Here is a 16,093-nt window from a genome sequence, read left to right as displayed (position 1 = left end):
AGTGGCTTTGAAGGTAAACAGCGTGATCTATTGGGCGCGCAAGATGTAAAAGAATGTGAAATTTGATCTCAGTATATTTCAAACCCCATCATTGCGGTATAGTGGAAATTGATAACCTTGCCAAAAGACTGAGTGGATATGGCCCAAATCAAAGCGTTGTTCGCCAACAATAAAGCCTGGTCAAAAGACATTCGTGATACCAACCCACAGTTTTTTGCCGACTTGGCGAAGGAGCAACATCCAGAATACTTATGGATTGGCTGTGCGGATAGTCGAGTTCCTGCAGAGCGCCTGACTGGCCTAGACTCGGGCGAGCTTTTTGTCCATCGTAATGTCGCCAATCAAGTCATTCATACCGATTTAAACTGCCTGTCGGTCGTGCAGTACGCCGTTGATGTGCTGCAAATCAAGCACATTATTGTCTGTGGCCACTATGGTTGTGGCGGGGTGCATGCTGCAATTGAAAACCCTGAGCTGGGTTTAATTAACAATTGGTTACTGCATATTCGTGATCTCTACCTCAAGCACAAAAGCTATCTTAGCCACCTGCCTGCACAAGCACGCGGTAATCGGCTATGTGAGATCAATGTCGCCGAGCAGGTGTATCACCTTGGTAATTCCACTATTTTGCGGGCGGCCTGGGAGCGCGGCCAAGATGTGAAGGTCCATGGCTGGTTTTACGGCACGACCGACGGGATCTTGCGGGATCTGGGGATGACTGCCAATAGCCGGGAATCACTGGAAATCAACTATCAAGCAGCAATGTGTGAACTCGTGTCTGAAAAGGTCGAGTGTTAGTCTTTCCACACCTCCCTGACAAAGCAGATTGGCACTCACCTGTTCATAGATCAAAAAAACCGAGCATCGGCTCGGCTTTCTCCTTTCGCATTCCTTGAACCTTTTAGTCCAACGGAATCACTTTACCGACGTACGGCAGATGGCGGTATTTTTGCGCATAATCAATGCCCACACCGACCACAAATTCATCTGGAATCGTAAAGCCCAACCAATCAACCTTAACGTCAACTTCTCGGCGCTCTGGCTTGTCTAACAATGTACAAATGCGTACTGAATTTGGCTCGCGCAAAGACAGGATTTCACACACCTTGCTCAGCGTATTGCCAGTATCGATGATGTCTTCGACTAAGAGTACGTCTTTGCCTTTAATATCATCATCCAAGTCTTTCAAAATACGCACATCACGCGTACTTTCCATGCTGTTGCCGTAACTTGATGCGGTCATAAAGTCGACCGCATGCGGCATATCAATCGCACGGCATAAATCCGCCATGAAAACGAACGAGCCACGCAGCAGCCCCACTAATACCAACTCAGATGAGTCTTTATAGTGCTCGCTGATCTCAGCGCCCAAGGCTTTCACTCGCGCCTGTACGTCCTGCTCTGAAATCATCACTTCAACGGTGTGTTTCATATCTGCCCCGATGGTTGTCTCTCCACAAAAGGGAGGTCACTAACAAAGGTGGCATAGTCTAGCACTAAATCGATTGCGGATCCCAGCGAGCGCGTTTTCATCGCTTATGCACCCGCACACTAGTTGGGTATCACACTGATTGATAAGAAAAAATAATCCGTGCCTTTGTTTTTTGTAATGAATGACTTTTTTTGCAGACAAAATTACGTTTTTACGGCCTAGATCAGGCTTCTAGCCGTTGTCAGGCCATAAATGGCTGGTATAAACTCAATCCCGCTAATAATAAAATCATTAGCACAAACAATAATTAATTTGTACAAACCAAAAATAAGTTGGCAGGTTTTAGGATGGCTCAATCAAATGAGAGAACAAGGACGCGGCTATCGCCCGAGCGCCGCAAAGAGCAGTTATTAGGGTGTGGCTTAGATGTGTTTGCCAAACGCGGGATTGGTCGTGCGGGGCACGCCGATATTGCCGAAATGGCAGACGTCTCCGTCGCAACGGTATTTAACTACTTCCCAACCCGTGAAGACTTGGTGGAAGAGATCTTGGCCCAGACCGAGAAACACTTCATTAAACTGATTAATGAGTGCACCGGGCAAGATCAATCAATGCGGGCATCGCTAAACTGCATTACCTCGCAAATTATTGACACAGCTCTGGCAGACAAAGCGTGGATGAAAGTCTGGTTTGAGTGGAGTACCTCTATTCGCGAAGATATTTGGCCACGCTTTGTCAAAGGCAGTCGAGACGCGATGGATCAGTTCGAGCAAGTGTTCGAGCACGGGATGGCAAAAGGTGAGATGGTCGACCGTCACCAACCGCGTGAGCTTGCCAGTATGTTGGCAGGGGTATGCTATGTGCTCTTTTTACAGGCGCATCAGCAACCAGACAAAACGGCTTTAAACGCCATGGCTCAACACTATATTGACGTATTGTGCCAACAAAGCTAGCCACGTTGTCAACGCCGTAAAAAGCCAACCCCTCGGTTGGCTTTTTTGGTTCTGGTGCCTTAATCGTCAATAAAACTCGGCCCATCATTGAACAGGACTGGCTCGTGAGGGCGAATATGTAAGCTGACTTTATCCCCTACCAATAGCGGCTCACGCGCGTGCACCGACAGTTTTTGACCATGGATATCGATGGTATAACGGCTACTATCACCCATAAACTGTTGGGATAACACCTGTCCTTCCCCCTCAGCATCCGCTCGAATGCTTAGAAATTGAGGGCGCAGTAACCACCAATGCGGGCCTGGGTGACAATGCACCGGACGTGGCCACGGACCGAGCGGTGTCTGCATTTGTTCTTGCGACGAGACCGTTACGGGCACATAAGAGCCCTGGCCAAGAAAATCAGCGACGAAACGGCTCGCAGGTTGGTAATACACGTCTGTGGTATCACCATACTGTTCAATGAGCCCCTGATTCATTACCGCTAGCTTATCGGCAAACGCGAATGCTTCCTCCCGACTGTGCGTCACAAGGATCGCCGTGACGCCTTGGGATTTAAAAATGCGTCGGATTTCTTCAATTAAATCATGACGAACCTGGGTATCAATATTCGAAAAGGGCTCATCAAGCAATAACAGATCCGGTTCATAAGCCAGCGCTCTCGCTATCGCCACGCGCTGTTGTTGGCCGCCCGAGAGCTGGTGAGGATAGCGGTCACCCAGCTCCGCCAGACGCACCAGCTTGAGCATCTCAGCCACTTTTTCACTTCGCGCTGCCGCGCTGAATCCAGACAGACCAAACCCCACATTGTCTGCCACCGTAAGGTGTGGGAACAGCGCATAGTCTTGAAAAATCATCCCAATATTACGTTGCTCTGGCGGGATTGAATGCTGATTATCATCCATGAGTTTGCACCCAATCGATAGTTTTCCTGACGATAATGGCATTAATCCTGCCATCGCTTTTAGCAACGTCGTCTTCCCGCAGCCACTGGCGCCGAGCAAGCACACAATTTCTCCCGGCGCGACTTGCAGCGACAAATCTTTTAAAACAGGGGTGCCGTTATAACTGCAGGTCAAATTCTCTATCGCGAGCGCACACTTCATTGATATTTTTGCTCCAATGACCGGTTAATCAGGATAAGGGGGACCAAGCCAACCACGACCAACAAAATGGCAGGTAAGGCGGCATACTCTAGGTGCTCATCCGAGGTAAAGTTGTACACATAAGTGGCCAGTGTTTCGAAATTAAAAGGGCGTAATAAAATCGCAGCATTAAGCTCTTTCATCGACTCAATGAACACCAACAGCATCGCAATGAGTGTCCCCCGCCGAATTAAGGGTAAATGCACACGACGAATCACCCCTGTGATGGTGCACCCCATGGTTCGCGCCGCCATATCCAATGAAGGAGGAATTTTGGCCATGCTTGATTCAATGCTGCCAATGGCGACGGCACTGAACCGCACGACAAAGGCCACCAATAAGGCCACCATGGTGCCAGATAATAGGAGGCCAGGCCGTCCCCAGCCGTAATGCGTGGCGATATCGTTAATGAAGTGATCGCCGCGCGTCAGCACTAACATCACGCCAATCGCAAGCACCGTCCCCGGCACCGCATACCCCATAGACGCCAATCGCATGGGCGCCACACTGACCCCATGCCCACGCAGGCGGCGATACACATTCACTGTCCACGCAATGCCGACGGCAATGAGCGCCGCTAAACTTGAGGTATAAAAGCTGTTATAGCTAAAAGTGGCAAACTCGCTGACCGCATTTTTTTCGTAGTAGTGCCATGCATAAACTAAAAGCTGGAGCAGAGGTAAAATAAACGCCAGTGACAGCAGACTCCAACACCAGGCTAACACCCCGACTTTACGCCAGCCTGTTAAGGGCATTTTCTCAATCGCATCACTGCTCGAGCTTGGACTAAATTGTGCTTGTTTACGTCGCCCATAACGTTCAGCACTGATCAAAAGGAAGATAGCAACCAGCATGATCGCAGAGATTTTGGCGGCAGCGGTTAAGCTCGAGTAGCTCAACCAAGTATCATAGACTGCGGTTGTCAGGGTGCTGACCGCAAAGTAATTGACCGTTCCAAAATCGCCCAGCGCCTCCATCGCCACCAAAGAGGCCCCCACCGCAATCGCCGGCCGTGCCAACGGTAAAGAAATGCGACGAAAGCTTTGCATCGGCGAGCAACCGAGCAAGCGCGCAGAGTGGGTCAAGGTGACACTTTGCTCCATAAACGCGGCACGGGTGAGCAGGTAGATATAAGGGTATAAGACTAACGCCAGCACAAAACACGCACCCGGCAAGGTACGCATATCGGGAAACCAGTAATCATTGACCGTTTGCCATTCAAACAATGCCCGCAAGCCACGTTGTAGCGGACCGGCATAATCAAACCAATCGGTATAGATATAGCCAATAATATAGCCCGGCATCGCAAGCGGAAGCACCATCGCCCACTGCAGTTGCCGGCTGCCCGGTACCTGATACATGGCCAGCATCCACGCGGTGGGCACCCCGAGGATAATCGCAATCGCCACCACGCCAGCCACTAACAAGCTGGTGTTCAAGGTATAAGTCGGCAGTACGGTCTCGAATAAATGGGGGAAAATATCCCCAGTGTCGCCCACCGCGGTATAAAAGATCGCTAAGATCGGCAAAACCAGCAATAGGGCTAAGCCCCAACTGCTGGTTTTTATCATGGGTAATCTATCTCGCATGGCCTACTACATTAAGGCGTCAGAGAAAGACAACAGGGGCGACATCCGCCCCTATGCAATGGCTTACAGGTCGAACTGAACTTCATCCAGCAGTTTCACTGACTGGCTGTAGTTATCCGCAATCGCCTCAAGCGGCATTGGGTCATGCTTGTAGTCGCCCCAAGACGCCACGAGCTCAGACTGCTCAACACCCGGCTTCACAGGCTCTTCGAAGTTCACCTCAGCATACATATGCTGTGCTTTGTCTGACGTTAAAAATTCCATTAGTTTTAGCGCGTTTTCTTCGTTCGGTGCGTACTTCGCCATCGCCATGCCACTCACGTTCACGTGCGTACCGTGCGCGTTTTGGCCAGGATAGTTCAAGTAAACCGCTTCCGCCCACGCTGTTTGTTCTTCGTCGTTCAGCATTTTGCCTAGGTAATAGCTATTACCCAGTGAGACGTCACACAGGCCTTCTTTGATCGCTTTCACTTGTGCACGATCATTGCCTTGTGGTTTACGTGCGAGGTTGTCTTTTACGCCCTCAAGCCACTCTTTGGCTTTCGCTTCACCGTGATTTTCGATGATAGCTGACACTAAAGAGACATTGTATGGGTGCTTACCTGAACGGGTGCAAATCTTGCCTTTCCATTCTGGTTTTGCCAAGTCGAGATAATCAAAATCGTCACCCAATTTGCCGACACGCTCGCGTGAAGAGTATACCGCACGAGCTCGTGTTGTCAGCGCGACCCACTTATCTTCACTATCTCGGAACTGCTCAGGCACGTTTTGATCGATAACATCACTTTGCACGGGCTGTACCACGTCTTGGTTTACCAGCTCTTTAAGGCGTGAAATATCAACGGTTAGCAGTACGTCAGCCGGGCTGTACTCACCTTCTTGCTTGACCTTTTCCGCCATGCCTTTTTTAGCGAATTTAACATTCACAGCAATGCCGGTCTCTTCGGTAAACGCATCGAACATGGGTTCAATCAAGAAAGGTTGGCGATACGAGTAAACATTGACTTCTTCGGACGCAACCGCGGCGCTGGTTCCTAATAGGCTTGCGGTGATAGCCGAGGCAATCAGTAGTTTTTTCATCGTGGCAGTCCTTAAATATGATGATAAATGATAACGAATCTCAGTTTCGTTAGTATACAACTAATGACTCAGGGCTCAATATGATCAGACGCAAAAAGAAAGAAACCTTACATCCAAAAATGTAAGGTTTCGTTTCAGAGTTTACTCGAGTTACGTGTAACTGACTATTTTACGCTAACAAATTCGGGATACGCATCAATACCACAGTCGTGAAGATCCATCCCTGACATCTCCTCTTCTTCGGTGACACGAATGCCCATGGTATTTTTCAGCACCAGCCACACGAGGAAACTTGCCGCAAATACCCAAGCAAAAATCACTGCCGCCCCCAGAAGCTGCGCACCAAAGGTCGCCCCTGTGTTGCTTAATGGCACAACCATCAGGCCAAAGAAGCCACATACACCGTGCACGGAGATAGCACCGACAGGATCATCCACTTTGACCTTATCCAGACCAACAATACTGAATACGACAATCACACCCGATACCGCACCGATGATCAGCGCTGCCACGGGTGAAGGCGATAACGGATCCGCCGTGATGGCCACTAAGCCGGCTAAGGCACCGTTGAGTACCATGGTCAAATCGGCTTTCCCCCATAGGGTTTTACACACCAGTAATGCTGCTATCGCACCAGCCGCTGCCGCTGCATTGGTATTCAAGAAGATTTGTCCGACAGCCGTGGCATTTTCAAAATCTGACACCATCAGTTGTGAGCCGCCGTTAAAACCGAACCAGCCGAACCACAAGATGAAGGTACCCAGTGTTGCCAGAGGCAGGTTTGAGCCAGGAATGGGGTTAATTTTACCATTTTTGCCGTATTTACCTTTACGCGCTCCCAAAAGCAGCACACCTGCGAGGGCTGCCGCCGCGCCCGCCATGTGAACAATCCCAGAGCCGGCGAAGTCACTAAAACCAGCCTCTGAAAGGAAGCCTCCGCCCCATGTCCAGTAACCTTCAACCGGATAAATCACTGCGGTCAAGATGACAGAGAATACGAGGAACGCCCACAGTTTCATGCGCTCGGCCACCGCCCCTGACACCACAGACATGGCGGTGGCAACAAACACCACTTGGAAGAAGAAGTCAGATTCGAGCGAATGATCCGCATCGGCGCCTTGGGTGCCAATCAAGGCCCCAAAAGAAGGGACAAAACCGCCGCCACTGTTGTCCACGTACATAATGTTGTAGCCCACCAACAGGTACATGGTACAAGCGATAGCATAGAGGCAGATATTTTTGGTCAGTATCTCAGTAGTGTTTTTCGAGCGCACCAAGCCTGCCTCTAACATGGCAAAGCCAGCCGCCATCCACATCACTAACGCACCAGATAAAAGAAAGAAAAAGGTGTCGAGCGCGTAGCGCAATTCAGTCACCGTGTTTACCAGTTCCATTGTCTTTACTCCCTGTTTTTAAATTGCTTCCAGATCCATCTCACCAGTACGGATCCGCACCGCTTGCTGAAGATCAAAGACGAAGATTTTACCGTCGCCGATCTTGCCCGTTTGTGCGGCCTTAGAGATCGCCTCCACAACACTGTCGACATGTTCGCTCTGCACAGCGATTTCTAATTTTACTTTGGGTAAAAAATCGACCTGATACTCAGCACCACGATATAACTCTGTGTGCCCTTTTTGGCGGCCGAAACCTTTCACCTCTGAGACAGTCATGCCGTCAATGCCAGCATCCGCCAACGCTTCACGTACGTCATCAAGCTTGAACGGCTTGATAATGGCGCTAATCAGTTTCATATCCTTCTCCTGAGTCCTTGTGTTTGCATCATCGTCTAACTATCAAGAGCCGTGCCAATATTTAATCTGTTTAAAATCAACAACTTAAATAAATGCGGGATAGAAAGGCGTTCATTTGCACCATATAAGTGCGAATTATTCACCAACACAGCGCATGCCAGGGAGAGCAGCATGCGATTGCACCAAGGGGGAACATCGAAACGAGAATCGGGAGAAAAAGCGGCGGGGAGGTTCAGCCATTCGAAGCACGCACACGGTGATACGTGCTCAGCCATGAAGAGTTGACTCAGAGAACCCGCTTAACGTCGACCGTAACGGGCAATGAAGTCTTGGTAGGCGTCCAGCATCACCACAAAGTCTTGGTAACCACACGCCGCGTAACTTTCTTCATCGTAAAAGGTCAGCGCTTGCTCATTGAGCGTGGTTTGCGCCTCATCCGAGGCAGGTTGCAGCATGGCATTCGCCACCACCACGACCTCATCACGATTGGCGGTAAGCGTGAACGTATGCCCGCGCCACTGCTGCTCTGACTCAAGTTGCTGCAGGGTATGTAGACAGGATGTCACTTGAGTCAGCTCAGTGCCGAGTTCATCCAATAGCCAACGTCCTATGGCTTCATGTCCCATCGAAAAAACAATCCGGTAGCTGTCATCAAAACTGTTGCGAGAAAATTCGTAATCCACACTGACCTCCAAAATTGGCCGGCTATTGTCCTGCTTTTTGTCAGAATTGCCAAGCCAGTGCTGTCATCAAAATGTCACTTCAACCATACTTAAATGGAATAACAGTAAGCAGTAAAGGATAGGCTTATGCATATCGTGATCGCGCCTGATTCATTTAAAGAGAGCCTAAATGCTCGCCATGTTGCACAGGCGATCGAGGCAGGCATGGCGCCTATTTTGCCTCACGCTCGCTTTTCACAACTGCCAATGGCGGATGGGGGCGAAGGTTATGCGCAAAGTTTTCTCGACCAAATCGGCGGTGAGCGTTATCACTGTGAGGTGACTGGACCCGACTTTCGCCCGGTGACCGCCGAATTTGTTATCAATCGCGAACATCGTCTGGCCGTTATCGATGTTGCCAGTGCTTCAGGCCTTCCCTTAGTCCCACAAGACGCACGCAACCCTCGTCATACCACCAGCTTAGGCACTGGCGAGCTTATTCGCGCCGCACTTGACCATGATATTGACGAAATCATTATCGGGTTGGGCGGCAGTGCGACCAATGATGCCGGTGCGGGGATCTTGACCGCCCTCGGTGCCAAGCTCCTTGATGGCGCAGGCCACCCCATCACGCCCACCGGGGAAGGACTCGGCGCCTTGATGACAATTGATCTTGATACGCTTGATTCACGGCTTAAGGCCGTGACACTGACCGCCGCCTGCGATGTGGATAATCCATTATGTGGACCGCACGGCGCCACCACTATCTTTGGGCCACAAAAAGGCGGGCAAGAAGAGGATATCCGTGTCTTAGAGCAATACCTGCACCGCTTTGCGAGTATCTGTCACTTGCAACTGGGACAGTCGGTTTGCCACTTTTCTGGCGCCGGCGCAGCAGGAGGTATAGGTGCTGCCTTGGGAGGGCTACTCGGGGCAAGACTCGAACCCGGGGTCGACTTATTACTCTCACGCACCCAGGCTCATTCATTATTGGCCAATGCCGATTGGGTGATCACTGGCGAGGGGCGTGTCGATGGACAAACGCAGCACGGCAAAGTGCCGGCTGCTATCGCCAGCATTGCACAAGCTTATCAGATCCCAGTCGTGGTGCTCGCAGGCAGTGTGGGCGACGATTGCGAAGCGCTTTACCAACAAGGTGTCACGGCGATATTTCCCATTCAAGCCGGCCCCTGTGAATTGAGCGACGCGCTAATGAACAGTAAAAAAAACCTCATTCGCACCAGTGAAAACATCGCACGCATGATCCGACTCTCCTCCCATCGATCCACAACGGCTTAACACACATAAAAAAAGCGCCCCACGTCTGGGGCGCTTTCAGAACGAAATGAGTCAGCAGCCGTTATACCGCTGCTTTAATAATCACATCATCCGCTTTTTTGGTGTAGGCATCCATTTGATGGAAGTTGAGGTAGCGATAGGTATCGCTGGCGGTCGCATTGATTTGCTCCGCGTACTCAAGGTACTCCTCTTTGGTCGGAATACGGCCAAGGATCGCGCCGACAGCAGACAACTCCGCTGACGCGAGATAGACATTCGCGCCTGTACCCAGTCGATTAGGGAAGTTTCGCGTCGAGGTCGACAGCACAGTCGATTTTTCTGCCACACGCGCTTGGTTACCCATACACAACGAGCACCCTGGCGTTTCGATGCGCACCCCTGCTCGGCCATAAATACCGTAGTAGCCTTCGGCGGTGAGCTGATCTCGGTCCATCTTCGTCGGTGGTGCCACCCACATACGGGTAGATAAACTCCCTCCGAACTTGTCCAGCAGTTTACCCGCCGCGCGGAAGTGACCAATGTTCGTCATACAGCTGCCGATAAAGACTTCATCAACACTGTCACCTGCCACATCTGACAAGCTACGTGCATCATCTGGGTCATTCGGCGCACACAAAATCGGCTCTTTGATGTCAGCCAAGTCGATCTCGAGCACATGCGCATATTCGGCATCTTTATCTGCTTCCATCAAACTTGGGTTTTCCAACCATTGCTGCATAGCTTGAATGCGGCGCTCGATGGTACGGCGATCGCCATAGCCCTCAGAGATCATCCACTTAAGCATCACAATGTTCGACTCGAGGTATTCAGCCACTGAATCTTGCGACAGCTTGACCGTACAGCCAGCCGCAGAGCGCTCCGCTGACGCATCTGACAGCTCAAACGCTTGCTCTACCGTCAGGTGCTCAACCCCTTCGATTTCCAAAATACGGCCAGAGAACTCGTTAATCTTGCCCGATTTCTCCACCGTCAGCAGCCCTTTTTGAATGCCAAAATAAGGGATAGCATGAACCAGGTCGCGTAGCGTTACCCCAGGTTGCATCTCACCTTTAAAGCGCACTAGGACCGATTCTGGCATATCCAGTGGCATCACGCCGGTCGCGGCCGCAAAGGCCACGAGACCTGAGCCAGCAGGGAACGAAATGCCCAGCGGGAAACGGGTGTGTGAATCCCCACCCGTCCCCACGGTATCGGGCAGCAGCATTCGGTTGAGCCATGAGTGGATCACACCGTCACCGGGACGCAGCGCCACGCCACCACGGTTCATAATAAAGTCGGGCAACGTATGGTGTGTTTCCACATCAACCGGTTTTGGATAAGCAGAGGTATGGCAGAACGACTGCATGGTCAAATCAGCGGTAAAACCAAGGCAGGCCAAATCTTTCAGCTCGTCGCGCGTCATGGGCCCGGTGGTATCTTGTGAGCCCACGGTGGTCATTTTTGGCTCACAATAGGTGTTCGGGCGCACGCCCTCAACGCCACACGCTTTACCCACCATTTTTTGTGCCAAGGTAAAGCCTTTGGTGGAATCAGCCACCGGACGTGGGCGACGGAACACCTCAGACGGCTCAAGCCCTAAGCATTCGCGGGCTTTGTCAGTCAGGCCTCGGCCAATGATCAATGGAATACGTCCGCCAGCACGCACTTCATCGTACAAGATGTCTGTTTTTAGTTGGAAGGTAGATAGGACATCATCGGTGCCGTGCTTGCACACTTTGCCGTCGGCCGGATACAGGTCAATCACATCGCCCATGTTGAGCTTGCTCACATCAAGTTCAATCGGCAGAGCACCCGCATCTTCCATGGTATTAAAGAAAATAGGCGCGATTTTGCCACCTAAACAAAAACCACCTGAGCGCTTGTTAGGGACGTTAGGAATATCGTGCCCCATAAACCACAACACCGAGTTGGTTGCCGACTTACGAGACGAGCCAGTACCGACCACATCACCGACATAAACCAGTGGATGACCTTTTTCTTCCAGCTTTTTCATTTGCTCGATCGGGCCAATCTCTCCCGGTTTGTCCGGGTGAATACCTTCACGCTCGTTTTTCAGCATGGCCAGCGCGTGCAGGGGAATATCAGGACGCGACCAAGCATCTGGCGCGGGCGACAAGTCATCGGTGTTGGTTTCACCCGAGACTTTGAACACCGTCAGTGTCACTTTTTCAGGAATTTGTGGTTTTTCCAGGTACCACTCAGCGTTCGCCCACGACTCCATCACCTGCTTGGCGTAGGCATTGCCTGCTTTCATTTTGTCTTCAACGTCGTAAAACGCATCGAACATCAATAAGGTATGAGACAGCACTTTCGCCGCAATCGGCGCGAGCTTGTCATCATCAAGTAAGGTGATCAGCGGCTCGATGTTGTAGCCACCTTGCATGGTGCCAAGTAATTCAGTGGCACGCTCGGGGCTAATCAACGGAGACTGCGCTTCACCTTTTGCCAGTGCGGCCAGAAAGCCTGCTTTCACGTAAGCGGCTTCATCCACACCGGGTGGGATTCGGTTTTCCAGTAAATAAACGAGGGTTTCTTCTTCGCCAGCGGGCGGTTTTTTCAGCAGTTCTATCAAACTGGCGGTTTGCTCAGCGTTAAGCGGTTTAGGCACAATACCCTGAGCGGCACGTTCTTCGACGTGTTTACGGTAGGCTTCAAGCACGACTATTTCCTCTTTTCTCGGTCAGACCGTATGATCCAACATCCTTGGAAAGTGTTAGTACTCGTATCACGCTTATCCGGCGAAGTTTATTAAAATTTTCCAGCAAGACGAGGGTTCGAGCACGTAACCGCTGCGTGAGGATAGCATTTTTAACCTAAAATTAAAATCTACTCGTTTTGTGAAACATAATACTTAGGTCGTAGTGACGCGGTACACTATCTTCCACCTCTGAGTACAGCTTACTCAGAGCCTATCGCGGTTGTGACTGATTCTACACCGCTTTTCGCCATAGCGCAGTGATCCCGCTACCATTGCTCGATGCACCAATGTCCCGCAAATGACAGCGCACTTTTACCGCTTTATGTTGAAATCGCGAGGAGAGTGTCATTTTTATCAATAACCCTGAACAAAGGCTTCAATTTTATTGTTTCATGGTCGATACATAACCAATCATTCACCCATATCTGCTAACTTAGATGTTAGTGCCATAAACATCATCACATTTTTGTCACGCTAACCTATCGTCTGTTAATAGACCAAATAGAGAGAAGGGCATGAAGCTAAAGCAACTCACGATTAAACAAAAACTCGTGCTGGCATTTGTCTCAGCGGTGATCGCCTCCACCGCCATCATCAGTTATATGAGCTTGAGCCAAGCACGCGACATTATGGAAAAGCGTCTGTTAGAAAATGAGCTTCCCACCACCCTCACCCAGTTTAGAGATACCATTGATAGTGAGGTCAACCAACTACAATCCGCCGCACGTCAGCTGGCTTCTAACCCGGTGATGCTAGATATCATCAACCAAGATATTACGCCCGCAGAAGAAACCCGCGTGATCAAACAGCTCAACGTATTACGTGAGCAATACGATTTGAATGATGCCTCCATTGCCAACCGCAACACCGGGCAATATTGGAATCAGAACGGATTTTTACGGGTGTTAACGCGTGAAAAAGACAGTTGGTTTTACAACTTCCTCGACAGTGGCAATGCCACCATGGCCCAGGTTTTCCAAGAAGAAAACGGCGAACTCAAGCTATTTGTTAACTTCCAACAGCTCAACGGCAAAGGGTTAGCCGGTTTCTCACGCTCGTTGGAGGACATGACCCGCTTTTTGAATCAATTTAAAATTGAGCAGTCAGGGTTTGTGTTCTTAGTCAATGCTGAGGGCTTGGTCCAATTACACCGCGACACCAATCTGATGGGTGAGCAAACCCTAAGTGATATTTATGGTGGCCAAGCACGCAGCTTGCTACAAAAAGGCGATTTTAACCTTCTCGACACCCGTATTAATGGTGAAGAAGTACTGCTCGCATCCAGTTATGTGCCCTCTATGGATTGGTTTGTTATTGCAGATGTCCCTGCCGAAGAAGTCTATGCCCCCCTCAATGAAACGCGTAATCAGATCCTGATGGTGTCGGTTGTCGTCGGTCTTATTTTTATCGTCGTCGCCGTCTGGTTAGCTGCAACCATTACCAAACCCATCCAATATGTCGCCAATGTATTCCGTGAAATCGGTGAAGGTGAAGGGGATCTGCGCCAACGTGTAGACATCAATAGCCAAGATGAAATTGGCCAACTCGCCTCTGGTTTCAATAGTTTTGTGGAGAAAATCCATCGTCTAGTCTCAGACGTTGCCCGTACCGGTGGCGAATTACGTAGTGCGGCCGAGCAAGTCTCTTCACAAGCCAGTGCTACCCAATCGCAAAGCGAGTATCAGCGGGATCGCACCGTGCAAGTGGTTACCGCCATCAATGAAATGGGGGCGACCGTTAATGAGATTGCAGGCAATGCCGCCAGTGCTGCCAGTGCCGCCAACCAAGCCTCTGATGATGCGGCAAGTGGCCAAGGCGTGGTGACCCAGGCACGGGATACAATCGCTCGCCTTGCTGATGACATGGAGAATATGTCGAAAGTGATCAGCGCCTTGGCTGAAAACACCGATTCGATCGGCGGCATTTTGGATGTGATTCGCGGGATCTCCGAGCAAACCAACTTACTGGCGTTGAATGCGGCAATTGAAGCGGCGCGAGCCGGCGAGCAAGGACGTGGCTTTGCGGTTGTCGCCGATGAGGTACGCAGCTTGGCCAGTCGCACCTCTGATTCCACCGATGAAATCCAGACCATGATTGACCGCCTGCAGCAAGAAGCGCGCAACGCCGTGGATGCCATGGAGCAAAGTCGCACCATGACTGCTGAAGGGGTCAATGCCTCCGATGAGGCGTCACAATCGCTCAATGCAATCAACGAGCAGATTGTACAAATCTCGGACATGAATACCCAGGTGGCCACCGCGACTGAAGAGCAGTCCACCGTGGTCAACGATATTAACCAAAATATCGAAGAGATTAACCACAGCTCACAGCAAACCGCTGATACCGCCAACACCATGGCAGAAGCCAGTGAGTCACTACGTGATCTTTCTAAGCGTCTTGATACCTTGGTTGGGAGCTTTAAGCTCTAAACCATTGCGATGCTACCAACTGACGCACGAAGCGGGCCTTGGCCCGCTTTTTTATTGTGCTGAACGAGGCCGCGCACTAGCAACGTCTTTTCCATCTTTCCATAGCTGACGCCATAAGGGTTTAACGCCCTCCTCAATCCCTAAAATAACGCACAAAAAGCCAACTCCACCCACTAATAATAACGGTGCCAATGTCAAACTCAGCAAACCTGAGTAAAGAAACAAAAATGGCACAAAGCATATATATCCAAACACGGTTTTTGTCATTTCCAATAATGTGTTCATTATTTCTCCTTACCTAAGACCAAAACTGAGCGCGCTCACTAACAATAAAATGAGCGTGCTCAATTTACAATATTTTTAGGCTAAAAAAAGGACAAACAGTATTAAGATCGAGGAAAGGATCATGGCGAGCACCACACCAAGTCAGTATCATGAAACAAAAAAGGAGTGAATGTGGATACACCCAAAAAACAGGCGACACGCCAGAAGATCCTCGACAGTGCATGGGCATTATTTGTGGAGCAAGGGTTTGCGGATACCACTACACGTCAAATTGCACATAAGGCGGAGGTCGCGACAGGAACTGTCTTCTCACACTTTCCGTTGAAAATTGACTTGCTAAAAGTTGGGCTGATGACACGTATTGATACCGTGCTCGAAAACGCTGCCAAATTGGATCACTCAGACACGCCAACGCAACGACTTCTCCATTATGCCGATCACCTCTATGCGTTTTATCTCACGCATCCAGACTTCAGCCGAGAGCTCTTTCGTGCACTCTTGTGGCAGCAAAAAGCCTTAGCGCATCACATCGCGCCTTTTCAAGCTCACCTTTCTATTGAGCAAAGTCCAAATCATCAGGCGAAAACTGCGTTAATGATGGATGCCTATTTCATGACCTTGTTTCAAGGCTTAAGTGAGCCTATCTCCACCAAAGAGGCCATGCTTAGCCGCCTAGCTGATAAGCTTGCGACCATCGCGTAACCATATCGCAGGTGTTGTAAATGACAGAGATAAAAAAGCCCCGCATGGCGGGGCTGAGTCAGAAAAAC

14 protein-coding genes are annotated in these 16,093 nt (G+C 50.3%); 5 read left to right on the top strand and 9 right to left on the bottom strand.

What is annotated here, in order from left to right; all coding sequences use genetic code 11:
- Positions 1-138 precede the first annotated feature (138 nt).
- Positions 139-798, top strand: a complete 660-nt coding sequence (can, locus tag BZG23_RS02905; protein WP_077606101.1) for a carbonate dehydratase — start codon at positions 139-141, stop codon at positions 796-798.
- A gap of 103 nt (positions 799-901) precedes the next feature.
- On the opposite strand, the gene hpt is transcribed toward can, so the two are convergent.
- Positions 902-1,432 (bottom strand): hypoxanthine phosphoribosyltransferase, encoded by a 531-nt coding sequence (hpt, locus tag BZG23_RS02900; protein ID WP_046074001.1) that lies wholly within the window; start codon positions 1,430-1,432, stop codon positions 902-904.
- 347 nt (positions 1,433-1,779) lie between these two features.
- Here hpt and BZG23_RS02895 point away from each other — a divergent pair, with 347 nt between their 5' ends.
- Entirely contained in the window at positions 1,780-2,385 is a 606-nt protein-coding gene (locus BZG23_RS02895) for a TetR/AcrR family transcriptional regulator (protein WP_077578734.1), read from the top strand.
- A 59-nt stretch (positions 2,386-2,444) separates the two neighbouring features.
- Here the strand turns inward: BZG23_RS02895 and BZG23_RS02890 are convergent, their stop codons facing one another.
- The 6 genes from BZG23_RS02890 to BZG23_RS02865 all read right to left on the bottom strand — a co-directional run bounded on the left by BZG23_RS02890 (position 2,445) and on the right by BZG23_RS02865 (position 8,633).
- Entirely contained in the window at positions 2,445-3,491 is a 1,047-nt protein-coding gene (locus tag BZG23_RS02890; protein WP_077578733.1) for an ABC transporter ATP-binding protein, read from the bottom strand.
- A complete protein-coding gene (locus BZG23_RS02885) occupies positions 3,488-5,119 on the bottom strand; it encodes an ABC transporter permease (RefSeq protein ID WP_077606100.1) in 1,632 nt (543 codons plus the stop codon). Before BZG23_RS02885 ends, BZG23_RS02890 begins: the two co-directional genes overlap by 4 nt.
- Before the next feature lie 63 nt (positions 5,120-5,182).
- Positions 5,183-6,199 carry a Fe(3+) ABC transporter substrate-binding protein gene (locus BZG23_RS02880; RefSeq protein ID WP_046073997.1) on the bottom strand — a complete coding sequence of 339 codons (1,017 nt, stop codon included), beginning with the start codon at positions 6,197-6,199 and terminating at the stop codon, positions 5,183-5,185.
- Positions 6,200-6,363: 164 nt separating this feature from the next.
- Entirely contained in the window at positions 6,364-7,593 is a 1,230-nt protein-coding gene (locus BZG23_RS02875; protein WP_046073996.1) for an ammonium transporter, read from the bottom strand.
- An 18-nt stretch (positions 7,594-7,611) separates the two neighbouring features.
- Positions 7,612-7,950 carry a P-II family nitrogen regulator gene (gene glnK, locus BZG23_RS02870; RefSeq protein ID WP_046073995.1) on the bottom strand — a complete coding sequence of 113 codons (339 nt, stop codon included), beginning with the start codon at positions 7,948-7,950 and terminating at the stop codon, positions 7,612-7,614.
- Between the two features lie 299 nt (positions 7,951-8,249).
- Positions 8,250-8,633 (bottom strand): YacL family protein, encoded by a 384-nt coding sequence (locus BZG23_RS02865; RefSeq protein ID WP_046073994.1) that lies wholly within the window; start codon positions 8,631-8,633, stop codon positions 8,250-8,252.
- 126 nt (positions 8,634-8,759) lie between these two features.
- Between BZG23_RS02865 and BZG23_RS02860 the strand changes: the two genes are divergently transcribed.
- Positions 8,760-9,911 carry a glycerate kinase gene (locus BZG23_RS02860; protein WP_077606099.1) on the top strand — a complete coding sequence of 384 codons (1,152 nt, stop codon included), beginning with the start codon at positions 8,760-8,762 and terminating at the stop codon, positions 9,909-9,911.
- 61 nt (positions 9,912-9,972) lie between these two features.
- Here BZG23_RS02860 and acnB read toward each other — a convergent pair whose 3' ends face one another.
- Positions 9,973-12,570, bottom strand: coding sequence for a bifunctional aconitate hydratase 2/2-methylisocitrate dehydratase (gene acnB, locus BZG23_RS02855; RefSeq protein WP_077606098.1), 2,598 nt, complete (start codon positions 12,568-12,570; stop codon positions 9,973-9,975).
- Positions 12,571-13,124: 554 nt separating this feature from the next.
- Here acnB and BZG23_RS02850 point away from each other — a divergent pair.
- Positions 13,125-15,038, top strand: coding sequence for a methyl-accepting chemotaxis protein (locus BZG23_RS02850; RefSeq protein WP_046073991.1), 1,914 nt, complete (start codon positions 13,125-13,127; stop codon positions 15,036-15,038).
- A gap of 51 nt (positions 15,039-15,089) precedes the next feature.
- Here the strand turns inward: BZG23_RS02850 and BZG23_RS02845 are convergent, their stop codons facing one another.
- Positions 15,090-15,323 (bottom strand): hypothetical protein, encoded by a 234-nt coding sequence (locus tag BZG23_RS02845; protein WP_046073990.1) that lies wholly within the window; start codon positions 15,321-15,323, stop codon positions 15,090-15,092.
- Between the two features lie 171 nt (positions 15,324-15,494).
- Here BZG23_RS02845 and BZG23_RS02840 point away from each other — a divergent pair, with 171 nt between their 5' ends.
- The gene (locus BZG23_RS02840) at positions 15,495-16,025 is read left to right on the top strand and encodes a TetR/AcrR family transcriptional regulator (RefSeq protein WP_046073989.1); all 531 of its coding nucleotides are present in this window, start codon (positions 15,495-15,497) and stop codon (positions 16,023-16,025) included.
- Positions 16,026-16,093: the final 68 nt, after the last annotated feature.

This window comes from Salinivibrio sp. ML290, assembly GCF_001995695.1.
GTDB classification, from domain to species: Bacteria; Pseudomonadota; Gammaproteobacteria; order Enterobacterales; family Vibrionaceae; genus Salinivibrio; species Salinivibrio siamensis.
This window is presented reverse-complemented; position numbering and strand designations above follow the sequence as displayed.